This window comes from Granulicella sp. L60 (assembly GCF_009765825.1).
In the GTDB taxonomy this organism is placed as follows: Bacteria; Acidobacteriota; Terriglobia; order Terriglobales; family Acidobacteriaceae; genus Edaphobacter.
The window spans coordinates 15,077-40,953 of sequence record NZ_LMUR01000015.1 but is presented as its reverse complement, the minus strand read 5'-3'; the positions used below and the strand labels follow the sequence as shown (position 1 = coordinate 40,953).

The 25,877-nt window shown below is 56.6% G+C and carries 19 protein-coding genes and 1 tRNA gene; 11 read left to right on the top strand and 9 right to left on the bottom strand.

The features are described from left to right. Positions 1 to 61 precede the first annotated feature (61 nt). Positions 62 to 1,471: an efflux RND transporter periplasmic adaptor subunit gene (locus GSQ82_RS07365; protein ID WP_158791656.1), complete on the bottom strand. Its 1,410-nt coding sequence runs from the start codon at positions 1,469 to 1,471 to the stop codon at positions 62 to 64. Between the two features lie 289 nt (positions 1,472 to 1,760). Between GSQ82_RS07365 and GSQ82_RS07360 the strand changes: the two genes are divergently transcribed. The 3 genes from GSQ82_RS07360 to GSQ82_RS07350 all read left to right on the top strand — a co-directional run bounded on the left by GSQ82_RS07360 (position 1,761) and on the right by GSQ82_RS07350 (position 5,824). Continuing rightward, entirely contained in the window at positions 1,761 to 3,500 is a 1,740-nt protein-coding gene (locus GSQ82_RS07360) for a GWxTD domain-containing protein (RefSeq protein ID WP_158791655.1), read from the top strand. A gap of 140 nt (positions 3,501 to 3,640) precedes the next feature. Then, the gene (locus tag GSQ82_RS07355) at positions 3,641 to 5,368 is read left to right on the top strand and encodes a carboxypeptidase-like regulatory domain-containing protein (protein ID WP_158791654.1); all 1,728 of its coding nucleotides are present in this window, start codon (positions 3,641 to 3,643) and stop codon (positions 5,366 to 5,368) included. An 87-nt stretch (positions 5,369 to 5,455) separates the two neighbouring features. Then, positions 5,456 to 5,824, top strand: a complete 369-nt coding sequence (locus GSQ82_RS07350) for a hypothetical protein (RefSeq protein ID WP_158791653.1) — start codon at positions 5,456 to 5,458, stop codon at positions 5,822 to 5,824. A gap of 111 nt (positions 5,825 to 5,935) precedes the next feature. Here GSQ82_RS07350 and GSQ82_RS07345 read toward each other — a convergent pair whose 3' ends face one another. Beyond that, positions 5,936 to 6,808: an NmrA family NAD(P)-binding protein gene (locus GSQ82_RS07345; protein ID WP_158791652.1), complete on the bottom strand. Its 873-nt coding sequence runs from the start codon at positions 6,806 to 6,808 to the stop codon at positions 5,936 to 5,938. Positions 6,809 to 7,180: 372 nt separating this feature from the next. Further along, a complete protein-coding gene (locus GSQ82_RS07340; protein ID WP_158791651.1) occupies positions 7,181 to 8,431 on the bottom strand; it encodes a nucleoside permease in 1,251 nt (416 codons plus the stop codon). 190 nt (positions 8,432 to 8,621) lie between these two features. Between GSQ82_RS07340 and GSQ82_RS07335 the strand changes: the two genes are divergently transcribed. The 5 genes from GSQ82_RS07335 to GSQ82_RS07315 all read left to right on the top strand — a co-directional run bounded on the left by GSQ82_RS07335 (position 8,622) and on the right by GSQ82_RS07315 (position 14,207). Continuing rightward, the gene (locus GSQ82_RS07335) at positions 8,622 to 9,551 is read left to right on the top strand and encodes a VOC family protein (protein WP_158791650.1); all 930 of its coding nucleotides are present in this window, start codon (positions 8,622 to 8,624) and stop codon (positions 9,549 to 9,551) included. A gap of 87 nt (positions 9,552 to 9,638) precedes the next feature. Next, positions 9,639 to 10,754 carry a PP2C family protein-serine/threonine phosphatase gene (locus tag GSQ82_RS07330; RefSeq protein ID WP_158791649.1) on the top strand — a complete coding sequence of 372 codons (1,116 nt, stop codon included), beginning with the start codon at positions 9,639 to 9,641 and terminating at the stop codon, positions 10,752 to 10,754. A gap of 92 nt (positions 10,755 to 10,846) precedes the next feature. Then, positions 10,847 to 12,277: a CHASE3 domain-containing protein gene (locus GSQ82_RS07325; RefSeq protein ID WP_158791648.1), complete on the top strand. Its 1,431-nt coding sequence runs from the start codon at positions 10,847 to 10,849 to the stop codon at positions 12,275 to 12,277. A 5-nt stretch (positions 12,278 to 12,282) separates the two neighbouring features. Next, positions 12,283 to 12,708, top strand: coding sequence for a response regulator (locus tag GSQ82_RS07320; RefSeq protein WP_158791647.1), 426 nt, complete (start codon positions 12,283 to 12,285; stop codon positions 12,706 to 12,708). After that, positions 12,690 to 14,207 (top strand): hybrid sensor histidine kinase/response regulator, encoded by a 1,518-nt coding sequence (locus GSQ82_RS07315; RefSeq protein ID WP_158791646.1) that lies wholly within the window; start codon positions 12,690 to 12,692, stop codon positions 14,205 to 14,207. The genes GSQ82_RS07320 and GSQ82_RS07315 overlap by 19 nt, the downstream gene beginning before the upstream one ends. Before the next feature lie 87 nt (positions 14,208 to 14,294). Here GSQ82_RS07315 and GSQ82_RS07310 read toward each other — a convergent pair whose 3' ends face one another. Then, positions 14,295 to 15,815 (bottom strand): alkaline phosphatase family protein, encoded by a 1,521-nt coding sequence (locus GSQ82_RS07310; RefSeq protein ID WP_158791645.1) that lies wholly within the window; start codon positions 15,813 to 15,815, stop codon positions 14,295 to 14,297. A gap of 303 nt (positions 15,816 to 16,118) precedes the next feature. Between GSQ82_RS07310 and GSQ82_RS07305 the strand changes: the two genes are divergently transcribed. Then, positions 16,119 to 17,852, top strand: a complete 1,734-nt coding sequence (locus GSQ82_RS07305; RefSeq protein WP_158791644.1) for a multicopper oxidase family protein — start codon at positions 16,119 to 16,121, stop codon at positions 17,850 to 17,852. Positions 17,853 to 17,888: 36 nt separating this feature from the next. Here GSQ82_RS07305 and GSQ82_RS07300 read toward each other — a convergent pair whose 3' ends face one another. Beyond that, on the bottom strand, positions 17,889 to 19,229 hold the full coding sequence (locus GSQ82_RS07300) for an enolase C-terminal domain-like protein (RefSeq protein WP_158791643.1): 1,341 nt from the start codon (positions 19,227 to 19,229) through the stop codon (positions 17,889 to 17,891). Positions 19,230 to 19,521: 292 nt separating this feature from the next. Here GSQ82_RS07300 and GSQ82_RS07295 point away from each other — a divergent pair. Further along, a tRNA-Asp gene (locus GSQ82_RS07295) sits at positions 19,522 to 19,598 on the top strand. Between the two features lie 22 nt (positions 19,599 to 19,620). On the opposite strand, the gene GSQ82_RS07290 is transcribed toward GSQ82_RS07295, so the two are convergent. Both GSQ82_RS07290 and GSQ82_RS25630 read right to left on the bottom strand, forming a co-directional pair. After that, the gene (locus tag GSQ82_RS07290; RefSeq protein ID WP_158791642.1) at positions 19,621 to 20,880 is read right to left on the bottom strand and encodes a site-specific integrase; all 1,260 of its coding nucleotides are present in this window, start codon (positions 20,878 to 20,880) and stop codon (positions 19,621 to 19,623) included. Continuing rightward, positions 20,877 to 21,134 carry a helix-turn-helix domain-containing protein gene (locus tag GSQ82_RS25630; protein ID WP_158791641.1) on the bottom strand — a complete coding sequence of 86 codons (258 nt, stop codon included), beginning with the start codon at positions 21,132 to 21,134 and terminating at the stop codon, positions 20,877 to 20,879. The genes GSQ82_RS07290 and GSQ82_RS25630 overlap by 4 nt, the downstream gene beginning before the upstream one ends. Positions 21,135 to 21,414: 280 nt before the next feature. Between GSQ82_RS25630 and GSQ82_RS07280 the strand changes: the two genes are divergently transcribed. Then, positions 21,415 to 22,353 (top strand): LysR family transcriptional regulator, encoded by a 939-nt coding sequence (locus tag GSQ82_RS07280; RefSeq protein WP_158791640.1) that lies wholly within the window; start codon positions 21,415 to 21,417, stop codon positions 22,351 to 22,353. Between the two features lie 270 nt (positions 22,354 to 22,623). Here GSQ82_RS07280 and GSQ82_RS07275 read toward each other — a convergent pair whose 3' ends face one another. After that, positions 22,624 to 24,339 (bottom strand): trehalase family glycosidase, encoded by a 1,716-nt coding sequence (locus GSQ82_RS07275; protein WP_158791639.1) that lies wholly within the window; start codon positions 24,337 to 24,339, stop codon positions 22,624 to 22,626. Between the two features lie 171 nt (positions 24,340 to 24,510). Then, positions 24,511 to 25,755 carry an MBL fold metallo-hydrolase gene (locus tag GSQ82_RS07270; protein ID WP_158791638.1) on the bottom strand — a complete coding sequence of 415 codons (1,245 nt, stop codon included), beginning with the start codon at positions 25,753 to 25,755 and terminating at the stop codon, positions 24,511 to 24,513. Positions 25,756 to 25,877: the final 122 nt, after the last annotated feature.

The window sequence follows — 25,877 nt, the reverse complement described above, 5'->3', positions numbered from 1 at the left end:
TGCTCCTTGAAACACCCGTGGCCGGTGGCTGAGCGTTAGAGCTAGGCGTTACGATCTGGCATCAAGATTTGTCGGTGTCGGTGGTCTCGACACTGTTGTCTCGTTTGACGATGGTTCCGCTCTTAAGGCCACGCAAGATTCTGTAGCGTCCGGTAACGATCTCGTCACCTTCTTTGAGGCCGCCGAGGACTTCGATGTCGGTTGCGCCGGTGATGCCGGTGGTGACGGGGACGAAGACGGCGCGCAGTTTTTTGTGGTCTGCCTGGAGGAGGTAGACGCCCTGGACAAGCTGCTGCTTGCTGGTTGGTGCTGCGGGAGCTGAGGTGTTGACGACGTGGGGCTTGCCGGCGTTTGCGGCGAGTTCTTTTTCGGTGGCGGGGTCGCGCTGGATGAGCGCCTGGATGGGGATGATGAGGGCGTTCGGCTTGTTCGCGGTGGTGATCTTGGCGGTGGCCGAGAGACCGGGGCGGAGATCGTCGTTGTTCTGGCCGGGGATTCTATCCAAGGTGACGACGACCTTGAAGTCCTTGGCCTCTTCGGTGCCTGTGGTGCTCTGGCTGGTGGCGATGCCGGTGGTGCGGAGGAGGGCCTGATCGCCGACCTCGGTGACATGGCCTTTGAAGATGCGGCCGGGCAGGGCATCGACGGTGACGTCGGCGGTCTGGTTCATGGAGACGTTGACGATGTCGGTCTCATCGACCTTGACCTCGGCGGTGATGACGGACATGTCGGCGAGGGTCATGAGGGTGGATCCTTCGGCGTTCTGAATGCCGAGGACGACGGTTTCACCCTCGCGAACGGGGACGTTGGTGACGAGGGCGTCGAAGGGGGCGCGGCTGATGGTCTTGTCGAGTGCGTCGTAGTTGGCGCGCTGGCTGGCTACGGCCTGATTCATGTGGCCGCGCTGCGAGTCGGTCTGGGCGTTGGCCTGGGCGAGTGCGGCCTGACGCTGATCGAGGGTGGCGACGGCCATGTCGTAGGCGGCTTTTTTGGCGTCGAAGTCCTGCTTGGCGATCAGTTTTTCGTTATAGAGGGACTGGGAGCGGTTGTAGTCGAGCTTCTTCTGCTCGAGGTCGGCCTCGCCCTGCGCGATGTTGGCCTGGGCGGTCTTTTCGGCGGCGACGTAGCTGGTGATGTCGGTGCGCGAGGCGGCGATGGTGGCCTGCTGGGCCTCGACGGTGGCTTGGGGCTGGACGCTTTCGACGGTGGCGAGGATGGTTCCGGACTTCACATGGTCGCCCTCTTTGACGTAGAGGTGGGTGATGCGTCCGAAGGCGGTGGCGCCGATGTTGACGTAGGTCTTGGGCTTGATCTGGCCGGTGCCGTTGACGATGGAGATCAGGTCCTGACGAACGGCTTTTCCGGTGGCGACTTTGGTGACGCTGGCCTGATTGTGCAGGATGGAACCAGCGACGATACCGGCGAGGACCAGGATGACAACAGCGATCAAGATAATTTTCTTTAGATTCATTGCTGCTTTCTCTTTCGCGAGCCGCTTATGGCCGGCGGTACGGGAAGATTGCGGTCTATCACGTCAGATAATACGAAGATAAAAGGCCTTACGTTCCGTTACTTTTTCCCGGGCAGATTCGTCTTACGAACATGCCTGGAACGAGACGCGCAACCGACCGGACGGCGGGCGTTGCGAGGCTTCGCGCCGAGCATGGACGATGATAGCAGGGCAGGTCTGTATCTTCCTCTTGTAACAAGGCTATAACCGCTCTACAATACTTGTTGGTAACAGGAGTACCACCCCCACTATGACCACCTCGAGGCGTTTTCTTACAGGCACAGTTTTACTCTTCTGTGTAATCACAGGAGCACGTGTGCTGGCAGCACAGGAGACGACCGGCGCTGCGCCGCAGGCCGATGGCGTGAATAAGAGCCCAGCGATCGTCGAGAAGCCCGATCCGTTGAAGCGTCCGCTGACGGATAAGGAGAAGCTCGCGCAGAAGAAGGCTTTGAAGGAAGAGTTGAAGGGGTCGTACAAGAAGTGGGTCGATGAGGATGTGCGCTGGATCATCACGGACCAGGAGTTGCAGGCGTTCAAGAGCCTGAGCAACGACGAGGAGCGCGACCAGTTTATCGAGCAGTTCTGGCTGCGGCGGAATCCGAATCCGGACTCTCCTGAGAACGAGTATCGCGAGGAGCACTACGCACGCATCGCTTACGCGAACGAGCACTTTGCCGCGGGTAAGCCGGGATGGCGGACAGATCGCGGACATATCTATATTGCCTATGGAAAGGCAGACAGCATCGACTCTCATCCGAGCGGCGGAAGCTACGAGCGGCCGATGGAAGAGGGTGGAGGCAATACGTCGACGTACCCCTTTGAGACGTGGCACTACCGTTACCTTGAGGGAATCGGCGACAACATCGACATCGAGTTTGTGGACACCTGCATGTGCGGCGACTACCACATGACGATCGACCGTTCGGAGAAGGACGCGTTGAAGAACGTTCCGGGCGCCGGGCAGACGATGTATGAGCAGATGGGGCAGTCGACCAAGGCTGACCGTTTCTCGGGCGGCGGGCTGGAGCAGCTTGGAGCGGGGCCGATGTCGTCCTCGAACCAGAGCAAACAGTTTGACCGTTTGGATCGTTTCGCGAAGCTGATGGCTCCTCCGGAGATCAAGTTCAAGGATCTGGAGGCGTTTATGGCCACCTCGAAGATTCTGACCGGACCGCCGTTTCTCTTCGATGTGCGTACCGATTATGTGAAGGTGACCAACGACACGGTGATCGTGCCGTTGACGCTGCAGATTCGCAACGGCGATATTACGTTCACCAATAAAGACGGCGTAGCGATGGGTACCGTGAATATTCTGGGGCGGGTCTCGAACCTGAACCATAAGCCGATTGAGACCTTCGAAGATACGGTGAATGTGCAGGTGCCGAGCGAGCTGCTGGCGCGCAAGAGGAACGATCTTTCGGTGTATTGGAAGTCGCTGCCGCTGCGTCCGGGGCTGTACAAGATCGAGATTGTGATCAAGGACGTCAATAATCCGGACCATATCGGAAGGTGGGAGCGCAGTCTGAATGTTCCCCGGTACGATGACGACCGACTGGCTTCGTCTTCGCTGATCCTGGCGGATCAGATGGAACGGGTTCCGTCGAAGGACATCGGCGCGGGGAATTTCGTGATCGGAAATACTCGCATTCGTCCTCGTGTGCCGACTGGGGTGGCGGTTCCGGTAACCTTCCACAGGGCGCAGAATCTGAACTTCTGGATGCAGGTGTATAACCTTGGTATCGACGAAAAGAGCAAACAGAACGGCGCTACGATCGAGTATTCGATTATGGATATGGCGACGAACAAGGCGATTCTGCAGACCGAAGAGTCGACGCTGAAGACGAATCCGAATGCGGATCAGGTTACGATTGAAAAGAGTTTGCCGCTGGCAAGTCTGCAGCCTGGCAAGTATCAGGTAAATATCAAGGTCAATGATGGAGTTTCAAAGCAGCAGATCGCAGAATCTGCGCCGTTCAATGTAGATTAGGCAGGTGCGGATTTAGAACGTGACACGGCATGCTGATCGTTATGCAACCGCCGGTCTATGACGCACTCTGTAAAACGCTCCCTTCTTTTTTTGGGCGCGGGACATTCGGAGAAGCTATCGACGCGCAGGACGGCATTACTGTGCAACGACCCCAGGTGAAGATCGCGATCTTGTCGATCCTGCTGATGACTGCAGGTGTCGGCCTTTGTGCGGCTCAGAACGCTGCGGTGACGGGTGTGGTCCGGGATGCGCAGGGTGTGGCGCAGCTTGGAGCACTGGTACAGGTGATTGCGGCTGACACGGCGTTGATCTCGACCGGCTTCACGGATCTGCACGGGCGCTACTTTATTCCGCACCTGACTCCCGGACGATACGAGGTAAGGGCAAGCGCGGCGTTGTTTGTGCCGGCGATGCGGGGGGACCTGCAGCTGAGCTCGGGCGCGCAGGCGGTGGTGAATCTGACGCTGAATACGCTGTTCGAATCGACTACATGGTTGCCGGCGGAGCGTCGGAAGGCGGATGAGCCGAACGATGACTGGAAGTGGACGCTGCGTTCTGCGGCGAATCGTCCGATTTTAAGGATGGTTGACGATGATGGCGATGTGTTGATGGTGTCGTCGAGTGTGACGGAGCTGCCGCGACGCGCGGCCAAGGGTCAGGCTGAGATTACCAATGGCGACGGCGGCTTTGGCAGCAATGGCGTGCATAACGTGGTTGCCGTCGACGAAGCGACCGCGGATGGTGGCACGGTCAGTTTCAGAACGGATATTGGCAGCCAGATTGGGTCGTTCTCGGGTCAGCCATCGACGGATGTTGCTGCTCGATATCAGACGAACCTTGGGTTTGCGGGTTCGGCGCGCACGCTGGTGAACTATCAGTGGCATCCGGAGCTGACGGCCTCGGATGGGACGGTGGGGCTGGAGGCGGTTCAGATGGCCAGCGCCCAGCAGATGAAGATCGGCGACATGGCCGAGGTGGAGGCTGGAGGAACCGTGTATGTGGTGCGGACCGCAGGTTATTCTTCGGCTTCGCGACCGTTTCTGAAGGTGACGGCGCATCCGACGGGAACGTGGATGGTTGGGTACAGGATGGCCACCTCGCAGAACCTGCAGTCGTTTGGCGGGCTGGATGCGATGCAGCAGGAGCTGCCGGTCGCGGTGATGTACCAAGGACGGATGCAGACGGAGGGTGGGCTTCACCAGGAGCTGTCTGTTGGCCGGAAGGTTGGGCAGGGGATGATCCAGGTTGGGTACTATCGGGATCGTCTGGACCGGGTGGCGGTGTCGGGTGGCGGAGCGCCGGTTGCGGCGGATATGACGCAGGACGGAGTACCGGCGGCGAATGGGATGATGACGGATTCGACGAATGGGACCTTCCGTCTTCTTGGTGCGGGATACAAGACGCAGGGTCTGCATGTGACGTTGTCGGAGCCTCTGAATCCCAGCATATGGATGGCTGTGGAGTACGGGATTGGGGCAGGGCTTGCGGCGAAGGATGGCGTGACGATCATGCTTCCGGGGATGGCGAGTGATCTTGCACCCGAGGATGGTCAGACGGCGACGGTTGCGCTGCGGGGGAGGGTGATCCGCTCGGGAACGAAGGTGCGGGTTGCGTATCGATGGCAGCCGACGCGGATTGTGACGGCGGTCGATCCGTATGCTCCGTTCAGTGACGACGCGTACTTCAGCTGCTATCTAAGGCAGGCGCTGCGGCTGGGTAAGCTGCTGCCGCATGGCCTGGATGCTACGGTTGACGTGACGAACCTGATGGCGCAGGGGTATCGGCCGTTTCTGTCGGCGGACGGGCATACCTTGTTTCTGGCACAGACGCCGAGAACTCTGCAGGCGGGGCTTGCGTTCACCTTTTGAAGGCGGCTGCTGAAAGGTAATGAAGTATAGTTTGAGTATCTCGCCGCATAGGCGGATTTGCAGGACGTGGGACTCCAACCTGAAGATATGAAACATCCATCGGCCATAAGTATTCTGACGTGTCTCTGGATCGCGTTGGTTGTGTTCCTGTCGTTTCTTCCTGTTGCATACAAGGAGGAGCTCCATACGCGCGGAAGGTTTCATTTCCTGGGGCACGGGTTGGTGTTCTTCGTTACGGGATTCCTGTTGATGAACATCACGTCTTCACTGCGGAATCGTCTGCTACTGCTGATCTTCGCGTTGGTCTTCGGATTTTCGATTGAACTGGCGCAGCATCTGGCGTTTCAGATCGGGTTTGAACAGAGCGATGTGCTGACGGATAGCGTGGGCATCCTGTGCGGAGTACTGATTGCTGTGGCCATGGAGCGGCTGGTGCTTCAGAGGCAGTTGAACTGACGGCTGCTTGATTCATTGAGGTGGACCTGGCCGGTGGGCCGTCTTCTCTTACGCCTAATAGATTCAAACGATTTTTTTTTGAGAAGACGGCGGCTTGGATGGGCTTTGCGTTCAGCGATTGTTGGCGAGAGATTCGAGAACTGTCTTGAGTTCCGTTGTGCCGGTGTAGTGTTCTGTGCCGGGGACGTTGAAGTGGATCCATCCGGAGTTGAAGCCGTCGACCATCTCGACTCGGGGAGCGGTGCGGTCTTCGGGTGTGCCCTGTTCGACGAAGGTTTGAACCCAGGTGGTGCGGGGGACGAGGACGGTTTCAACGTTGCGTTTGACAACGGCACCGAGCTCTCTTGCGATGTCGAGGGGGGAGTACTGCTGCGGGCCTGCGACCTCGATGTAGCGGTTGCCGCTCCACTGTTGTAGCAGGACGTTGGCTCCGGCTTGGCCGATGTCGGCTGTAGCGACCATGGGGAATTTACGGTCGAGGGGATGCAGGTAGGAGAAGAACTTTCCCTGGTCGCGCGCGGTTGGTATGTCCCACGCGGTGTTTTCCATGAACCAGCCTGCACGCAGGAAGGCGGAGGGGATGGGCAGGGTGGCGAGCTGCTCTTCGAGGAGGTGTGTGCTGGTGATGAGTCCAAGGCCGCTGGTCTGCTCGGAGCCGATGGAGGAGAGGTAGGCTACTTTGCCAGGGCGGGCGGCGGAGAGGGCTTTGTGCAGGGCTGTGATGGTTCTGCGCTGTTCGACGAAGCCGGGCGTGGGGGCGAAGTTGGGAGGGATCATGGCGAAGACTCCCTCTGCTCCGGTGAAGGCTTTCTGGAGGGCATCGGCGTCGTCGTAGTCCGCGATGGCGATCTCTGCGCCGCGTTCGCGCCATTGGCTGGCCTTTTCGGGATTGCGAACGATTGCGCGTACCTGCTTCTTCTGCTGGAGGAGGCTGTTGGCGATGGCTCCTCCGACCTGTCCTGTGATTCCCATGACTGCGAACATGATTTTCTCCTTTGATCTTCGCTGGAATAGTAGATGATTTTCGGCGGGCGTGGGAGTCATGTTCTTGTTCGTGGGTGTGGCTTTATTTGATTGTGGCAGGGGTGCTGTTTTACAGGGGGGTTTGGCGATTTTTGGGTGTTCGGCGTGGTAGTTCGGTGGTGAGTTTACGGTGGGATGTGTGGTGGATGTGGTGTGTTCGCGGTCGCTATCTTCGCTTCTGAAAGTACGCCAGTTTTTCAGGTTTTATTTATTGATCCTAGTTTGATCCTAGTTTGATCTCAGGACGAGATGTGATTTTAGAAAAAGGCACGTCCGCATTCCCTGGACGTGCCTTTATTAGATCTCTCATTTGATGTAGAGGTGACGTTCCTTTTAGAGAGGGGCCTCGGTGATCATGGTGGCGGCTTCGGATGTGCGGAGGGAGGTGGCGGTCTCTTTCTCTTTGAAGGTGAGGAGGAAGAAGACGAGGACCAAGGCAGAGGCACATGCGCCGAAGATCCAGATGGAGTGCCAGTCGTAGCCGGGGCCGGTTGGGGTGGTGATGGCGTAGTGCTCGACGACGGCTCCGGATAGCCAGGAGCCGACGAACATGCCGACGCCGTAGGTGATGAAGGTGATGAGGCCTTGTGCGGCGGCGCGCAGGGCGGGCGGGGCTTTGCGGTCGATGTAGATCTGGCCGGTGACGAAGAAGAAGTCGTAGCAGATGCCGTGGAGGAGGATGCCGCCCCAGAGCATCCACATTCTGGCGCCGGGATCTCCGTAGGCAAAGAGCAGGTAGCGGATGGCCCAGGCGAGCATGCCGGCGACGAGCATGTACTTGACTCCGAGGCGGCGGAAGAACCAGGGGATGAGGAGCATGCCGAAGAGTTCGGACATCTGTCCGCCGGTCATCTTGCCGGCTGCGTTTTGAACGCCGGTCTGGTTGAGAAAGAGGTTGGTGAAGGCGTAGTAGAACTGCAGCGGGATGCAGATGAGGAAGGACGCGATGGCGAAGACGGCCATGGAGCGTTCGCGGAGGAGCTGGAGGGCTTCTTTGGGGAAGATGGAGGCGGTGCTGATGCGGGTATCCGCTGCGAGGGGAGGGGTGTCGGGGAGGGTGAGGCAGTAGAACGCCATGACGAGCGATGCGGCTGCGGCGAGACGCATGGGGAAGGCTGTGGCTTCGAGCTTGAGGTAGCCGATGAGGAGTCCGGCTACGATCCATCCGCCGGTGCCGAGGACGCGGATGGGGCCGAACTCGGTCTTGGGGTCCTGCATCTGGCGGAAGGCGAGGGAGTTGGTGAGCGCGAGGGTGGGCATGAAGCAGAAACAATAGAGCAGGACGAGGGCGTAGAAGGGAAGGAAGACCGTCTGGCGGGAGGTGGCGAAGAGAAGGATGGCTCCGACGCCGTGGAGGACAGCGAGAACTTTTTGCGTGGCGAAGAGCTTGTCCGCGACCAGGCCGACGAAGAAGGGCGAGATGATGGCTCCGATGGCGGTGGCTCCGGCTGCGAGGCCCACCTGCTGGCCGGAAAAGTGCTGGGTCTGCGAGAGCCATGTGCCTACGGTGACGTACCATGAGCCCCAGATGAGGTATTCGAGGAACATCATGGTGCTGAGTCGAGCCCTGATTCCAATCTTCACGCCTACCTCTTTCTTTGCCGTTCGGGAGCGAACGGGTGCTTCGGTTATGATACGGCGTTTCGGTCTGGGGTAAGATGTTGCTTCCAAGGAAGTAAGGGAGAATGGTCTCGTGAGTTATGGCGTCATCGCGGATGACTGCGATGGCTAATTGTGGTTCGGTGGCAAAAGATACTTTTTGGGAGTGAGACGAATGATGCTTGGCAGACGGGTTCTGGGAGTGGCGTGGTGCGTGACTTTGGGTGTGGCGTGTGCGTGGGGGCAAGGGACGCGTCCGGCGATTACGGGGGTTTCGCACATGTCGGTGTATGTGAGCGATGCTGCGGCGAGTGATCACTTCTACAGCGTGATTCTGGGGGCGAGCAAGGGCGTTGACCCTCAGGATGCGCATGGGGTTCGTTACTACTTCAGTCCGACGCAGTTTGTGGAGGTGCTGCCTTTGCCTGCGGAGCATGGGATTAGCCGCATGGCGCGGGTGTCGTACAGCACGGTGGATGCGGCGGGTTTGCGTGGGTATCTTGTCGCCCATGGTGTGAGCAGCGCGGGCGAGGTGCAGACGGGAAGCGATGGAAGCCATTGGTTTGAGACGAAGGATCCGGAGGGGAACGAGGTTGAGTTCTTCCAGGTGGGACGTCTTCCGAAGCTTCCGGCGGATGCGAAGCCGATCTCTACGCGGATCATCCACGTTGGGTACGCTGTGCACAGCAAGGCGGCGGAGGATCGTTTCTATAAGGATGTGCTTGGGTTTCGGCCTTACTGGTATGGGGCGATGAAGGACGATCATGTGGACTGGGTGTCGCAGCAGGTGCCGGACGGACATGACTGGATCGAGTACATGCTGGTGGGGGATGGTTCGGGGACGACGGTGGAGAGCCTGAATCAGGATCATCTTGGGGTGTTGAACCACTTCTCGCTGGGGGTGGTGAATATGGAGAAGACGGTGACGACACTGACGGCGGAGGATCGGCTGAGCCCGAAGCGGAGTGGACCGCAGCTTGGCAGGGATGGGAAGTGGCAGGAGAACCTCTACGACCCGGATGCGACGCGGGCGGAGATTATGGAGTTTCAACCGGTCGCGAAGCCGTGCTGCTCCGGATTTACGGCTGAGAGTCCTGTGAAGTAGTCCTCGCGATTTCGATTTGTAACGATGGTGGATACATTACGGGCGTTGGCGTGTTGATGCTTGGGAAGGGTGTGAGCGGATGACGATATGACGCGTAACAGAAACGGCGAAGAGAGCAAGAGGCAGGTTGAGGCGGAAGAGGGTATGGCTTCCGGCTTGTTGAACGTCGTCGTCGTTCTGGCTATCGCGGCGGTTGCCTACACGGACTGGATCGTCATCTCGGATATTTCTCTTGGCTATCTTTATGTGCTGCCGATCGCATTGAGTGCGTTCGTTAATCTTTTTCCTCTGACGGTTGGACTGGCGATATTTTGTACGATTCTGCAGGAGATCTTTGGACCGTCAGCGGAGCCGACGCAGGAGAAGGTCATTCGCGCCGTGGTTAGCCTGGCGGGTTATCTGATCGTGGGGTTTCTGGTTACGCTGATTGCAAAGCAACGCTCTCGACTGGCGGTGGAGGTGCGGAGACAGCGTGACGAGTACGAGAGTGATCTGGTGCTGGCGTCGCAGGTCCAGCGGCAGGTGCTGCCGAAGCCGCCAGTGGTGCCAGGGCTTGATATAGCTGCGACCATGGAGACGGCACGGCTGCTGGGTGGGGACTACTACGATTTTTTTGAGATATCGGAGCATGATGTCGATGTTGTGATCGCGGATGTTTCAGGCAAGGGTGCGGCGGCGTCTCTGCTGATGCCTTCGCTTGCGGTGGCGCTGCGGCTGAGAGCGCGGGAGTTGAGTGGGCCGGCGGCGATTATCAAGGATCTGGACGAGATCATGAAACAGATTATGCGTCCGGCTACGTTTGTGACGATGTTTTATGCGCGCTTCGATCCGATACGCCGGACGTTGGAGTATGCCAGTGGAGGGCATAATCCGCCGCTGCTGGTGCGAACGAAGACAGGTGAGACGTTGCTGTTGGAGGAGGCGGGTCCGATTGTGGGAATTCTTCCAGACGCGCAGTTCTCCAATACGGTGATCACGCTTGAGGAGGGTGACATTCTGACGCTCTTCACGGACGGGGTGACGGAGCAGGAGAATGAGAGCGGCGACGAGTTTTCGATGGAGAGGTTGCAGGAGATTATTCTCGGCAATGAGACGGAGAGTGCGGCTGCACTGGTCGCGCGCATCGCTGAGGCTGTCGCTGCGTTTGCAGGAACGAAGGCGCAGATGGATGATCTTACGCTGGTCGTGGTGAAGATTCTGTAGATCGGCATTATGGATGGCTGAGAGCTTCCAGGGTTGCTGATGATCTTCGGTGGCGGTGATGCGGTGGATACAACGTAGAATAGAAGTCCGTCATGAAGCCGAATGCGAGCCGTCTTGTTGTTCCGTCCCTGCTGTTAGCAGCAACCATTATCGTGGCGCTGAATGCGTGGTTTGCATTTGGTGCTGTCAGCTCTCTTCTATTGAGTGAGCACTGGGTCGAGCATACGTGGCAGGTGATCAACCAGGTTGAGCGGATTATGGGATCCGCAAAGGATGCGGAGACAGGGAATCGTGGGTACCTCATTACCCGCGATGAAAGGTATCTTGAACCGTACAACGTAGCGCTGCGCGAGCTGCCGCAGGAGCTGGATCGGTTTCAATCGCTGACCTCCGATAATCCGAACCAGGGAGTGCGCATCGCGGAGATGAGGGCCGTTGTAGGTCAGAGGCTCGCGAGTCTGAAGGAGAGTATCGATCTGCGTGGAAGCGGGAGTACCGATACTGTTCGCGCTCTCGCTCTAAGTGGTACAGGCAAGGCTGAGATGGATCATCTGCGCCGAATTGCGGACGATATGGAGGCCGAGGAGCGTCGGCTGCTTGATATTCGAACGAAGGATGCGCGGGCCAACAGCACACGGGCCCGCTATACGATCGGGATTGCAAGCGCGCTGGATTTTATGCTGATCGTCTTCATGTTTCGGTTTCTGGCGCGGGAGAGGCGGATGCGGATTGCGTCGGAGCTGGATGCGGAACGGTTGGCGGTGGCGCGGGCTGAGACGGAGGAACGTTCGGACGAGATTCGTGTGCTGAACTCGACGCTGGAGCAACGGGTGAAGCTTCGGACTGCTGAACTGGAGAGCATCAACCGTGAGCTTGAGGCGTTCAGCTACTCGGTTTCGCACGATCTGCGCGCGCCGCTGCGGACGATCGATGGGTTTAGTCTGGCGCTGGAAGAGGACTACGCCGCGGTGGTGGACGATGAGGGGCGGGATTATATTCATCGAGTGCGCACGGGGGTGCAGCGCATGGGGCATCTGATTGATGCTTTGCTGCAACTATCCCGGATTACGCGGGCGGAAATAACGCGCGAAACTTTTGATATGAGTGAACTGGCTGAGTCCGTGGCCGCGGGGCTGGCTGAGGAGAATCCTGGCCGCGAGATAACCTTCCATCTGGAGCGTGGGTTGCAGGCTAATGGTGACTCGAAACTTCTGCGCGTGGCGTTGGAAAACTTGATGGGCAATGCGGTGAAGTTTAGTTCGAAGAAACCGGATATTGTCGTGGAGTTTGGTTGGGATAAGGAGAAGGAGGCCTGGTTTGTTCGTGACTATGGTGCGGGCTTCGATATGTTTTATGCGGGAAAGCTCTTCAATGCGTTCAATCGGCTGCATGGGGACAAGGACTTTAAAGGCTCTGGAATCGGCCTTGCCACGGTGGCTCGTGTTATCCACCGGCATCACGGAGAGATCACGGCGGACAGCGTGGTGAATCATGGCGCGACTTTCTGGTTTACGTTAGGATAATTTGAATGACCGATAGCGGAAAATTGATTCTTCTTGTTGAGGACGATCCAGACCACGAGGTTCTGACGATCCGTGCACTCAAAAAATCGAACATAGCGAACGATATTCGAGTGGCGCGAGATGGGGAAGAGGCTATCCATCTTCTCTTTGGCGACGAAGCTCTGCAGCCTCAGGTCATTCTTCTCGATTTAAAACTGCCTAAGGTGGATGGCCTGGAGGTTCTTCGCCGCATCCGCGAGAGCGATAGCACGAGGATGCTTCCGGTGGTTGTTTTGACCTCGTCCGACGAGGAGCGCGATGTTGTGCGCAGTTATCAGCTTGGCGTCAATAGCTACATTCGCAAGCCTGTAAATTTCAATGACTTTGCCGAGGCCACGCGTCAGCTCGGAATGTATTGGTTGGTTCTCAACGAATGCCCGCCGAAGATCTGATATCGACAAAGCTGTCTGTGGTCCTGGTGGAGGATAACCCAGACGACGCTTTCCTGATCGAGCGACATCTGCGCCGTAGCGGATTTTTGCCGGAGGTTGTACGCGTCGAGACGTCTGCAGAGATGCTCGGCGTACTCGAGGCTTCGGCGCTTCCTGATGTGATTCTGGCTGACTATAATCTGCCGAATTTCAGCGGGCCGGAGGCGCTTCAGCTTCTGAAGTCTTCCAGTCTGGACATACCTTTTATCATGCTCTCCGGCGCGGTTTCGGAGGAGACTGCGGTCTCTTCCATGCGTGCCGGGGCGCACGACTATGTCTCGAAGCAAAACCTGACGCGTCTTGTTCCTGCGATCGAACGAGAGCTTAAAGAGGCTTCGACACGGCGTGACCGGCTGGCTGCCGAGCTTGCTCTACGGGCCAGTGAGGCGCGGTTTCACTCGCTCGTTGAGGCGATGCCTCTGGGGTTGCTCATCAGCGATGGCTCGGGGCGGGTGAACTATGCGAATCGAGCGGCTCAGCGTCTGCTTGGCTATGAGGGCGCGGGTGCGCTCTCGGATTCGTTTACTCTGGCTTCGATCTGTCCCGCTTTAGGTGAGGCTCAGGCGCTTGCGATGTCGAGTCTCTCCATACCTTCTGAGCCGTTTGAGGCGGTGTGCACGACCCGCGATGGCGAGACGCTGGAGGTTCTCATCGGCATCGCGTTCCTGAATGAACACGCGGCTGGGAGGCAGCGCCAGCTCGCGGCTTTTATCGCTGACCTTTCGCTGCAGAAGAAGAGTGAAGAGATGTTGCGGCGGACGGAGAAGCTTGCGGTTGCAGGGCGTCTTGCGGCGTCCATCTCGCATGAGATTAATAATCCGCTTGAGGCGATTACTAACTGTCTCTATCTAGCGGTGGGGACCGATCTGCCTGCCGAGGCGCGCACGTATATCGAACAGGCGCAGAGAGAGCTTGATCGTGTGGCACATATCACGGTGCAGACGCTTCGCTTTTATCGTGCCTCCACTCGTCCGTCGCAGATCGATGTGAATGAGATTATCAGTACGGTTCTGACGCTTGTGGAAGGGCGGCTTCGTCTGCGCGGGATTGAGGTTATGCAAGAACTTCGGGCTGATCCCAATGTGTTCGCTCACGATGGCGAAATCCGTCAGGTGCTGGCGAACCTCGTGGGCAACGCCATCGATGCGGTTGCTGAAGGTGGACGCATCGTGATCCGAACTTCATCCAGTTATGACTGGAGACAAGAGCGCAGAGGCATCGCTATCACCGTAGCGGACAATGGGTATGGCATGGATCTGGCTACACGGAAGCGAATCTTCGAGCCGTTTTTCACGACGAAGGGGATGACCGGGACGGGGCTGGGACTTTGGATATGTTCCGAGATTGTTGGGAAGCATCATGGACGAATACGGGTGCGCTCTCGCAAGGATGAGGGCGACAGCGACGGCGGGACGGTCTTTAAGATCTTTCTTCCCGTCGAACAGGATGCGTCTGTTTAGTATTTTTGAAGCTCGAACAGAGAAGAGCCTCCACTGTTGGCGGAGGCTCTTCTCTGTTTATTTGATTTCAGTTTGGGATTAGGGAAACTACCAGCGGCCTTGTGGCTTGCCGGTGGTTGGATCGAGAATCAGCGGCTGTTCGAAGATCACGCCGCGGCCGGTGAAGTCGAAGAGGCCGGTGATCGGTCCCGCGATGGCATCGAACGACTGGTCGCCGATGCGGCCAAGCTGCCAGTTGTCTTCGACGAAGCGGATGATCGAGCTTTGATCGGCGAGTGAGTGATCGACGTAGTTCTTGCGGGCAAATGGAGAGATCGCAAGAAACGGCAGGCGCGGACCGTAGCCGCAGCGATCCTGATAGGCGCCCGGTTTGGAGGTGCCGCAGAGGCCGCTTGGGCCGAGAAGAGCATCGTTTGCCGAGTCGCTGGAGGTGCTGACGATGGGCGGCATGACATGGTCATACCATCCGTCGGAGTCGTCGTAGGTGATGAGGACGGCGGTGCTCTTCCAGTCCGGCGACTCCTGTAGACGGTTGAGGGTTTGTACGAGGAACTCCTGTTCCGCAAGCGGGGTGGAGTCCGAGGGGTGACCGTTCTGGAGATGAGGTGGCTTCAGGAATGTGACTGCGGGAAGGTTGCCGCTCTGCAGGGCGTTCCAGAAGTCGGTGATCGCGTATTGGTGGTTGGCCTGGTCGGTCTGTCCGATCTTTTCTACGGAGGATGGCTTCAGGTGATGTGGGTTTGCCGTGGACTGATAGTACTGGAAGGGGGCGTAGTGGCTGTCGTATTCGGTGCCGCACTGGACCTTGCCGTTGCTTGAGCCTGTGGGTGTCCAGTCGCCGTAGAACCAGCCCCAGGTGATGCCCTTCGAGTTTAAGAGATCGCCGATGTTCTTGCCGGTCATCTCGATGGCGGAGCCTGTGTTGCAGTCGTCGGTGACCGGGTCGATATTTACGATGACTGAGCCATTGACTACTTTGCCGGCGACGTTTGCGGGGACGGCGCCGTGGGTCTGGCCGGCGATGAGATTGAGGTGGCCCATGACCGTGGTGCCGAAGTTGCTTGCGAAGAAGTTGTCGCTCATGGCGAAGTTCTGCGCGTAGTTCCAGAGCGCCGTGACGGTGTTGCCGTCGTAGTAGCCCATGGACAGGTTCGGTGTGCAGTCCGCGCCGACGCCGCTGAGGAGGCCGGAGAACTGGTTGAGCAGACCGCCGTTGTAGGCTTTCTGCTCGTCGGTGTAGTGGTTGTCGTTATCGCAGGTGGTGGCTTCGGAGCGGTCGAGGCGGAAGGGAGCGGCGGCGTCGGGGTTGCTGGTCAGGAGGGTGCTTGTAAGGCCGTTGATCGCAGGGGTGTTCGGCTGTGCGATGAAGGAGGGCTCGCCGGGAGGGTTCACGGCGTCGGGGTAGGTGCCGAAGTAGTGATCGAAGGAGATGTTCTCGTCGATGATGACGATGAGATGTTTGATGGGCGTGGTCGTGGCGTAACGGGATGCATCGACTGGGCCGCTGTCTCCGCGCTGTTGCGACAGACCCAGTTGGGATACTCCAAATTGTGCGTTGAGAAGAAGCCCAATGAGCGCTGAGGCTGCGAGGGTTTGGTGTTTGCGCATGCACATCTCTCCTAACAGAAGGTTTTTCGACCGCGTGAGCAGCCATTGAAGTTAAAGCATGAAGGCGTGTCTGTGCGACTTTAGGAGATGCACATTGCGATGAGATGAATAACCTTAGAAATCTTTCCTGGTGGGTGGTGACCGTTTCCTGTGCGGTTTGCTCATTTGTCATTGGATCGGCCGGGATTTGTTTTCATCTGGCTCTAACATCGTGGGTGTATCAAGAGTGATTCGGCAGCATTTGGTGCGGTCTCGGTCTGAAGGGCTGAGATCGTACGGAAGATTTTGGGGAGAGAGTCAAATTTGTTGCGGTTCATGTCCAGCATCTGCGGTGTAGTTGCACTCTTTATCGCATCTGCTTCGGGGCTGGCTTCGTCTCCTTCTTGCTCGCGTCCGGCTGAGGGTAGTGTGGTCACTGAACCTCCTTCGCTGGAGAGTCGTAATGGGGTGCTTGAGACTACGCTGGCGTTTCGCAACGTTGATGTTGATGGCGGGCAGCAGCGTTTCTGCTATGTGGGGGATAAGGGCGAAGAGGCTCCGACGCTGCGTCTGAGGCCTGGGGACCAGCTTGTTCTGCATCTTCGCAATCAGTTGAGTGCGCCAGCGCATCTGCTTGCTCCTCAGCCGGCGATGTCGGCGGATATGCACGGCCACACGGATGCGGATGCGTGTACTGCAGGCGGGATGACGCCGCTGTCTACGAATCTTCACTTTCATGGACTGACGATTCCGTCTGTGTGTCATCAGGACGACGTGCTTCACACTAGCGTGGAACCGGGCGACACCGCCTTCGACTATCGCTTTCGCATTCCATCGGATGAGGCGCCGGGTCTTTATTGGTATCACCCTCATATTCATGGGTACAGCAATGCGCAGGTGCAGGGCGGTGCGTCTGGCGCGGTGGTGGTGGAGGGAATTGAACAGGCTTATGCTCAGCTCGCGGGTCTGCCGGAACGAGTCTTCATCATTCGCGATCAGCCTCTGGTTCATCCAGATGCCGAGCCTGTCTCTTCCGGCAACATACCTACGCCTATCGTTCAGCGTGATAACGAAGGCGATATTCTCAATACGGGCACGGGGACAGGGAAGCCATCGCGAGACCTTTCGATCAACTTCGTTCCTGTCTCGTATCCTGAGTACAGGCCAGCGATTATTGCGGTGAAGCCGATGCAGCGTCAGCTTTGGCGGGTGATGAATGCTTCTGCAATTACGTATGTCGATTTGCAGATACTGGTGGGCAATGTGCCGCAGTTGTTTGGCGTGGTCTCGCTCGATGGGGTTCCTATCAATGAGAATGGAATGACTGCAGGCCGCATTCTCTGGGAAGATCATGTGCTGCTGCCTCCTGCGGGGCGAATGGAGTTCTTGTTCAAGGGTATTCCAGCGGGCGCGCGGGCGAGCTTCATTACACGGAGCGTGGATACGGGTCCGGCTGGTGAAAATGATCCGATTCGTCAGCTTGCAATGATTATGGCTTTGGATGATGCGGCAGAGCCTTCGCATCATCTTGCCGTGGCTTCAGTGCGGTCGAGTTCGTCGCCGCGAGCGTGGCTTGCCAATGTAAAACCGGCCCATGTGCGCACTCTCTACTTCTCGGAGCACCCGAGCAATCCGGCTGATCCAAACAGTCCAACCGTCTTTATGATTACCGTCGATGGCCAGCTTGCGAAGCCCTACGATCCTGCGGATCCTTTACCGAATATCGTCGCGCATCAGGGCGATGTGGAGGACTGGATTATCGAAAACCGGACGAGGGAGTTGCACGCCTTTCACATCCACCAGATTCACTTTTTGATGCTTGCCTGGAATGGCGTTTCCGTGGATGAGCCATTTCTGCGCGATACGGTGAATGTTCCTTACTGGGATGGAAAGAGTACGGCCTACCCGAGTGTGAGGCTGCGCATGGACTTCCGCGATCCCGATACGATTGGCGTATTTCCCTATCACTGCCATCTGCTCGAACACGAAGATGGCGGAATGATGGGCACCATTCGGGTCCTTCTTCCCGTTCATCTTGAGCCGAGTTCGACCGAGTAGCATTCAGCCGGAAGGCTTCATGTTTTCAAGCGGAGCCTATTGTTTGATGACTGTTCCATCACGCTTCCTGATCTCTCCCCAACCGCCGTTCAAGTGGTTCGGGCTGTCTGTGAAGGGAGATTTCGCCGCCAGCTTCTCGTCGATCTCGATACCCCAGCCTGGCTTCTCGTTCACCCAGAAGTATCCATCCTTCATCTCCGGACATCCTTTGAAGATCGCTTTTGTCTCGTCGTTGAACGGCGTGTACTCCTGGATGCCGAAGTTGGGGCTGACGATATCGAGCGTTATGTTCGCCATGTGTCCTACCGGTGAAACGTCGCCCGGGCCGTGCCATGCCGTTTTGACGCCGAACTGTTCGGCCTGGATTGCGATCTTACGCGCGGGCGAAAATCCTCCGACCTGCGAGACGTGGCAGCGGATGTAGTCGATCAGTTGCTCGGTGATCAGAGGCTGCCACTCATGCGGGCTGTTGAAGAGCTCTCCCATCGCGATCGGAGTTGCGCAGTTCTCGCGAATTTGTTTGAAGTATCCGAGATCCTCTGGCGAGAGAGGATCTTCGAGGAAGAACATTCGGAACTTCTCTGCCTCCTTGCAGAACTGTACGGCTTGATTGGGAGTGAGCCGCTCGTGCATATCGTGTAGGAGCTCTACTTCTTCTCCTAACTCGGTCCTGCAGACTTCGAGCAGTTTGAGGGCGCGCCGCATCTGATAGGCCGGTTCGAACAGTGGTTTGTCGTGTAAGGATTTCAATGGTGGGGCATCGCCGTGTGCTGAACCGTAGCCTGCCATGCCTGGAAGTCCTACCTGAACGCGGATATTTCGGAAGCCTTGCGCCATGAATCTCTTCGCTGCTGCTACGACGTCTGCAAACTCTGGACCGTCTGCGTGGGCGTAGCAGTCAACGGCCTCGCGACACTTACCTCCAGCCAACTGATAGACCGGCATCCCGGCCTGCCGTCCCTTGATGTCCCAGAGTGCTTGATCGATGCCGCTCAACGCGTTGTTGAGCACTGGCCCATTCTTCCAATAGGAACTGTCATAGCAGCTCTGCCAGATGTCCTCGATGCGGTCCGTCGTCTTGCCGAGGAGAAAGGGCTTCAGATATCGTTCGACCGCAGGTTTTACCAGATCGGCTCGCTGAGTGAACGTCGCGCAGCCGTAGCCGTACAGCCCATCCTGATCGGTTGTGATCTTTACCACGGTCAATCGAGATCCGGCTGGCGCGCACTCGATCACGCTGATGTCTTTGATATGCGGAGAGGGCATGGCTCGCGTGTTCCGTGCTGCCTGTTCCTGCGCTCGGACGATGGATGGTGTAAGCCTTAGCAGGCTAGCTTTTGCGATGGACTTCAGCAGGTCACGGCGATACATCGGCATAGTTTCAGGACCTCTCCGGATGAACTTTGAACGCCTGCAAAGAATATCCGCTTAAGCGACCGGGTTGTGAGGCTTGAGCGAGCAAGATTTTGTTCCTTCCGTGGTGGGTAGGAATGTCAAAATCTATCCCTATCTGATAGACTCGATCTTGTCGTTGCATTGATGGTTTGGCGTTGGGTTGTGTTTACTCCTTGACGCAAGACTGGTCGAGACAGCGATACGGTAGAATAGAGTGCGGAAGCGTGAAACACCTCATTCTGCACGGCATAATTCAGTTGTCGAAAGACAGTTTGGGGACGTAGCTCAGTTGGTTAGAGCGCTGCCCTGTCACGGCAGAGGTCGCGGGTTCGAGCCCCGTCGTCCCCGCCATAAACCTAAGAAAATAAATGGTTTATGGCACAGTGACAAGATCAGTTGTGACCCGCGAGGGTGCTGAAGGGTGCTGAGAGTTTCCGGCACCTTTTTTGCTGCCTTCAAGTAAGCGAGGCTCCTGTCGCGAGGGTGCTGGCGAGGGTGCTGAAACCCTGTTCTTCCCGGCTTCAATCACCATCTCCATGACTTTGTTGTTGGCCTCACGTTTAGTCGCAGAGATCGCTCGCGTATAGACATCGAGAGTGATCCGCGAATTCGCGTGACGCAGGAGTTCCTGGGCGGTCTTCAGGTCAGCTCCAGCGGCTCTCAGGTTTGTCGCCAGAGAGTGACGGAAGCTGTGCCATCCGATTTTCTTGTTGGTGATCTTTGCCCGGACGAGTGCGGGGCGAATGATCTTCTTCAGAATCATGTCAGGAGTCACCGGCGTTCTTCCCTCGTTTCGGATCGAGGGAAAGAGAAAGTCGTCTTCGCCGTTGTACGGAGACTCTTTCCTCCAAACATCGAGGCACTCGATGACCGACGTGTGCAGCGGAACAGGTTTACGGCTCGCCTCGGTTTTGGTATCCCCGAAGCGTCCCCGAACACACGAGCGAAGGACGTTGACCTGCATCAAAAGCGGATCGACATCTCGCCAGGTGAGCGCAACCAGTTCCGAACGCCGCAGTCCCGTACTACCCGCCAAGATCACCATCGCCTTTACGCGAAGTGGCAGCTCGTCTACCAAGGCGGAGAATTCTGCGGGCGTCAGGACATCTGGCTCCCGCAGCCGTTTCGACGAAGCCCGAACCTTGGTGATGGGGTTGCGATGCGTCCATTCATACCGAATGGCATGATTGAAGACTGCGGACATGATGTTCCGAATCTTGCTTTTCGTTGCTGGAGCATATGGCAGAGGGTGCAGCCACTCTTCGACTTCCACGGTTCGAACATCGGATAACCACTTGTCGCCCCACTTCGGAGCGATATGGTTGGTCAGATAGATCGAGGTTGATGCAATCGTGGCAAACGCCTTACGATCCTCAGTCAACTCGTGTTTGCGATAGTGGGCTATGAGTTCAGAGACCGTGATAGGAACTCTGACCTCAACGTTGATGTTGGCGCGAAAGTCGGCCACGGCTTGCTCTGCATCCCGGCGTGAAGGAAGATCCTTCAAGGTGCCAAGGTTGCGTTTTTTGTATGTGCGTTTTCCGCTGGTCTCGTCATACCAGCGAAACACCCATACGTCCGGACCGCTTTTGCGCTTCTGTTTCAAGAGACTTCCTTGTTGAAAGCGGCTCATGCTGTTCTCCTTGCATGAGCGCTGATGGCTGTCTCCATCGTACTAGCGGGCGGTCGCCGTTCCGAGCTAATTCCACGGGCTTCTACCCACTGCAAGAGCTCATGTTCCACAAAGCGCCAGAGCTTCCGTTTGCCCTCTCCCATGGGATGAGCCGGGATCTGGCCTAGCCGTGCCCATCGAACCAAAGTTCGCTTATCCATGCGAAGGATTTGTGCAGCTTCGTGTGCATCCAGAAGGTAATGCGTCTGTGCCATTGGCCCACTCCAAATCAAGCTTCAAAGTTTGTCATCACCACGGCTCATAGCTATGCGTGGCGAGGTCCGAAATTGAGCCAATGATCACGAGAAGTATCCCGGCACGTCCAATGAAATGTAGGGAGAGCGTTATTCCGATCTGGAATAGCGAGCACCTAAATTAGCGCTGACGAATACTGATATGCGAAGCAAAACGGGCTAAAATAGTCTTGTATTTACTCACGATTTGCTGGCTGCACGTCTGCTTGCCTTCTCCCATCGCTGAGTTCGGAGGATGGTTATGGCCCTTCCGGAAATTCGTCTGTTGCAAGCCGCCATCGCTGTCGCGAGGGATCTAAATTTTTCACGGGCAGCCGACCGACTCCACATCGGTCAGTCCACCTTGAGCAAGCAGATTTATGAGTTGGAGAGCCAACTGGGTTTCCGACTGTTTGATCGAAATCACCAAACCGTTGCAATAACAGACGCGGGTCGGGCCTTTGTGGAAGAGGCTAGCGAAGCCGTTTCGCACGCTGAACGGGCGGTGGCAGCAGCCACAGCCGTCTTCAATGGAGCTGATGAGATTTTGAATCTGGGGAAGTCGTCATACACGGACCCTTTTCTCGTGTCCACTTTGCTATCAATCCGATTGCCGCTGTTTCCCGGCATGCGAATCAAACAGTGGAGCAACTTCTCCAATGAACTGGCGCGCCAGGTCATTTCGGGCGATCTCGATGTAGCGGTGACAACTGGGATTCCGGAAACACCAAAGTTAAGCCTGCTCCGGCTAGTTGATAACCCCTTCTACATTGCTTTGGCAATGGATGACCCGCTTGCCCGGCATCGAGAAATACTTCTGGAGCATATGCGAGACAGAAACTGGGTACTTCTCAGTCGGCATGCCAACTCGTACTTGTACGACATGATCTTGCTGGTTGGATCAGGCAAGGATATACGTCCAAGAGATATTTTTCATGTTATGAGTCCTGAGGAGGTTTCTGAACTAATTCAGGAACACCAGGCATTGGCGTTTCTGCCACGAGCGGCGGCTTGGCGCATCTCGCGAGACGGCATCACGACGAGACCGTTGGCGGAGCCACAACTTCGACTCGTAACAAATCTAGCGGTTCGTTCCGATACGAAATCACGCCTGGTGAAAGAGTTTGTTCGGGCTACATCACGAAAAATGGACAGCCTTGCCCTGAAGCCACAGGGGCGACTACCGCTCACTGGATCGTAAGATTTCGGCAAGTCTACAACTCTTCAGTAGTCCTAATTTGCAAATTGAGAGGACCTTCCTCCCCACACTTGGGACAAGTGAATATGCCGGAACTGAGAGCTCTCCCTTCAAAAGCCTCTCTTCTGAAAATCGTCCCGCAATGAACGCAGACGTGGACATGAATTAATTTCTGGTCATCAGTCGGCGTACTGTTCATATCACTCCCTATCAATCGCATTGGCTATTCTGAGGGTTGCTCGAGTGGTGAACGAACACCGTGCCGTGGCAGGATCAGTGCGAACTGAAGCTTGTCTTCGACTCCTTGGAAGCTCTAGGCTGCTCCTGGAGCGTATCGTTTTCAGATCGCGAGTCTGAGGCCCGGGTCTCAAGAACGAATCTTGCTAACTTTTCATAGACGCCATTCGTCCATCCGAAGCCGATTACGTTGGTCTTATATCCCGCCGAGACTGCGATGTTCGCTGAACCATCCACTACGTTGTATTTTTCGCGGATCGTTCCATCGTGCAAGTAGTTCGTATCAACTGTGTGACGAAACTTCTGTGCGAGCCGAGTTGAAGCGTCAAGGAAGCCATACCGTCTCAATCCCTCGATTGCAAACCACTGCGCAGGTGCCCAGCCGAACGGCGAATCCCATTGTGTGCCGGAGTCTGAATTGCTCATAGCGAGCCCTCCCTCACGTTCAAAGGTTGGCAGTTGACTCGCTATTCTCTTTGCTTGCTCAGACGTTGCCAGACCTGCCCACAATGGATAGAACTCGGTTGCGAATCGGTACGTTGATGCTCTGTGGTCCACGAAGTTGTAATCGCTGAAGGTACCAATGTCGGGGTTCCACAAGTATCGGCCTATCGCCCGCCGCCTCGTTGCGGCCCTTCGCAGCCACAGACGTGCTTCAGCCTGTTTTCCAAGGAGCGAAGCAAACGCCGCCATATCCCGCTCGTATTTGTAGAGAAGACTGTTAAGACATACAGGCGCGAAATGGTCTGTTGATCCGCTGAATGGACCGAATCGAAAGCTGGTGTCGAAACCCGATTCCCGCATGGCCCGATCTCCCTTGTAAAACGCGAAGGAGAGGCGGAATCCGTCCGCGTAGGCCTCAGAACAGACGCGCGAGGACGAAACATCACAACTGGCAGACCGAAGACGCAAGGCTTCGTCTTGTCCGGGATGTGGGCTAGCTGCGATCAGGTAGTCGCCGTGTTGTTGAGGATGAGCTACCATCCAGCGAATGACGTCGGGATAATAGGTGCTGTCATCGGCCATTTCTGGGACAGGTCCGGTTCCCAAGTCGAAGTAGCGAGACAAGCCTGTAGTACCTGCTTGGTGATCGACCGAAGTCCAAAGGGCATAGTCCGATTGCGCATACCGATAGGCCGATGCGAGCCATTTGAGGTCATGGGTAGTCCCGTAAACTTCCGCGATCATCGAACTGAGGAGCGGTGGTTGAGAGCGAGTCAGGAAGTACGTTCGATTCGCATTAAGCACTGCCCCGTAGTTGGCGATTTCGAAGAAGAAATTCTCGACCATGCCTTTCGCCGTCGGAGTTCGTCCATCACTGAGTAGACCCAGAATGATGAAATAGCTATCCCAGCCATACATTTCGTTGAAACGCCCGCCAGGCACGACATAGGGATTTGGCAGGTAGAGCAGGCCAGGTCTCATTCTTGCTTCGGGTCGAAGATCGCCGAGTCGTCGGATCACCTTCGGCAAATGCTGTACTTCGACACCGCACCGGCTCTGCATCCCCAGTAACATTTCGGAGATTGCCGATCCCGCAGGAATGTAGATCACCGGTTTGCTGGTCACTTTAGGATCAACGACCGAATCACAATCGTTCGTTGAACGTTCTAACGACTTCCACGATTCGTGAATATAGGTGTCAATGTCTACGTGATTCGCCCGCACAACTTGTGCGAGAAGTGCGCTGCTACTAAGGACAGCGAGCGATATCACTATGAGTGCTCGCTTTTGAATCAAGCCATATGGCATGATGTACCTCCAACAAGTGTTTCAGCGGCGGATGGCTGCCTCTTAGGCGAGCAAAGACGTTGCTTCTTTTAGGTGCTTACCCGCGTCGCAAATAGCAATAACAGGGACGGAATGGTTTCCCCTTCCGTCCCTGTTATTAATAGCGAAGAGGCCGTAGTCCTCTCATCGTCTTTAATCTTCATCGGGCAGTACGCCTTTTAGCTCGGCAGGCTTCATATAGTGATAGTTTTCTCCCCAAGCCATGACGATGAAGGGATAGTGGAGGCCGAACATTCGCTCGTAATCCTGCGTGTATTCTTCGCGATGAGGGGCCGCATGCGTCATTTCATTCTGGTGCCCCGGAATGACGAGACAAGGATTGACGCCCCGGACAATGCGATGAAGATCGTTGGTCCAACCGTTGGTTAGCAAGACATCCACCTGCTGATAGTGACCGATCTGCGCAAGCCAGTCGAAGTCGGTGCCCTCTCCCTCATCTCCAGATTGGTCTCCGGTGTGGAGCACAGCGAAACCTTCAACGGTTCTCACCAGAGTCACGTTACACAAAACAGGAGGCCCCTGATGCCCCGGATAGGTCACTACTTCCAATCGCCCCGCGCCGCCCCGTATCGGGATCGTATGTACTGTGTGAAGATCTCTCTTCGGCACAATCAGATAGCTTGAAAGATCTGAATCCTCAGGAAATAATCTCTCAGGCGCGACTACAGGCTTGCGTTCCTGCATGAACAAACGCGCTACATCGGGATTGGCGTGATCGGGATGCCAGTGGCTGATGAAGTGGGCGTCCGACTGCGCCACGAGACGCTTCAGCCATTCGTTGGAAAGCGCGAAACCCTCAGTGCCTATGCCGGGGACGAAATCGATAGTGTACGACGTACTTGGGGTACGAATGAGAACGCCATGATTGTAGAGCCGCCAAATCCGCATCCCCTCAGAGACTTTGGTTTGCTCAATCTCTTCGATCGCTCGTTGCAGCCGTTGCTGATAAAAGTTCTGCACGAGGGGCTTGCGGGGTGCAGACTCGATGTGGAGTACCTCGTCCAGCCGGAACAGAGCCGGTCGACGCGGCGGCAGCTCCACAAGGCCTGGCGGATAAGTCCGGAGAATATAGTCGATCCACTGGAGAGATCGATCTATCCACTCATCGGGCGCGTCTAAAAGCTCGGGCGGTGAGAGAAGCCGCCGCGAGTTTGAAACGAACGGGGGGTGTGGGCCATCCGGCGCACTAAGCGTGACGGTCCAAGAATCTTCAGGGGAGCGGTTAGATTGCCCAGCAGTGATTTGTTGTGCCAGCAGTTCGCTGCTTCTTGTGTTCGAGGCGTAAAGCGTTAGTCCAACTGCTCCAAGAGTACTCAGGAAGGCACGGCGGTTGCTCTTTGTGTAGATACGGCTTTGCTCTTTATCGTCGATGTTCATACTGAGTGGTTTCCTTGTTTCCGTTATTTAAATGGCCTAGATGGCGAATTAAAGGTATGCCGGACAGATAAGCCAAAAGGTGGCTAGGGCTTGAGGCCCCGGCCACCATCAATTGGCTTTCA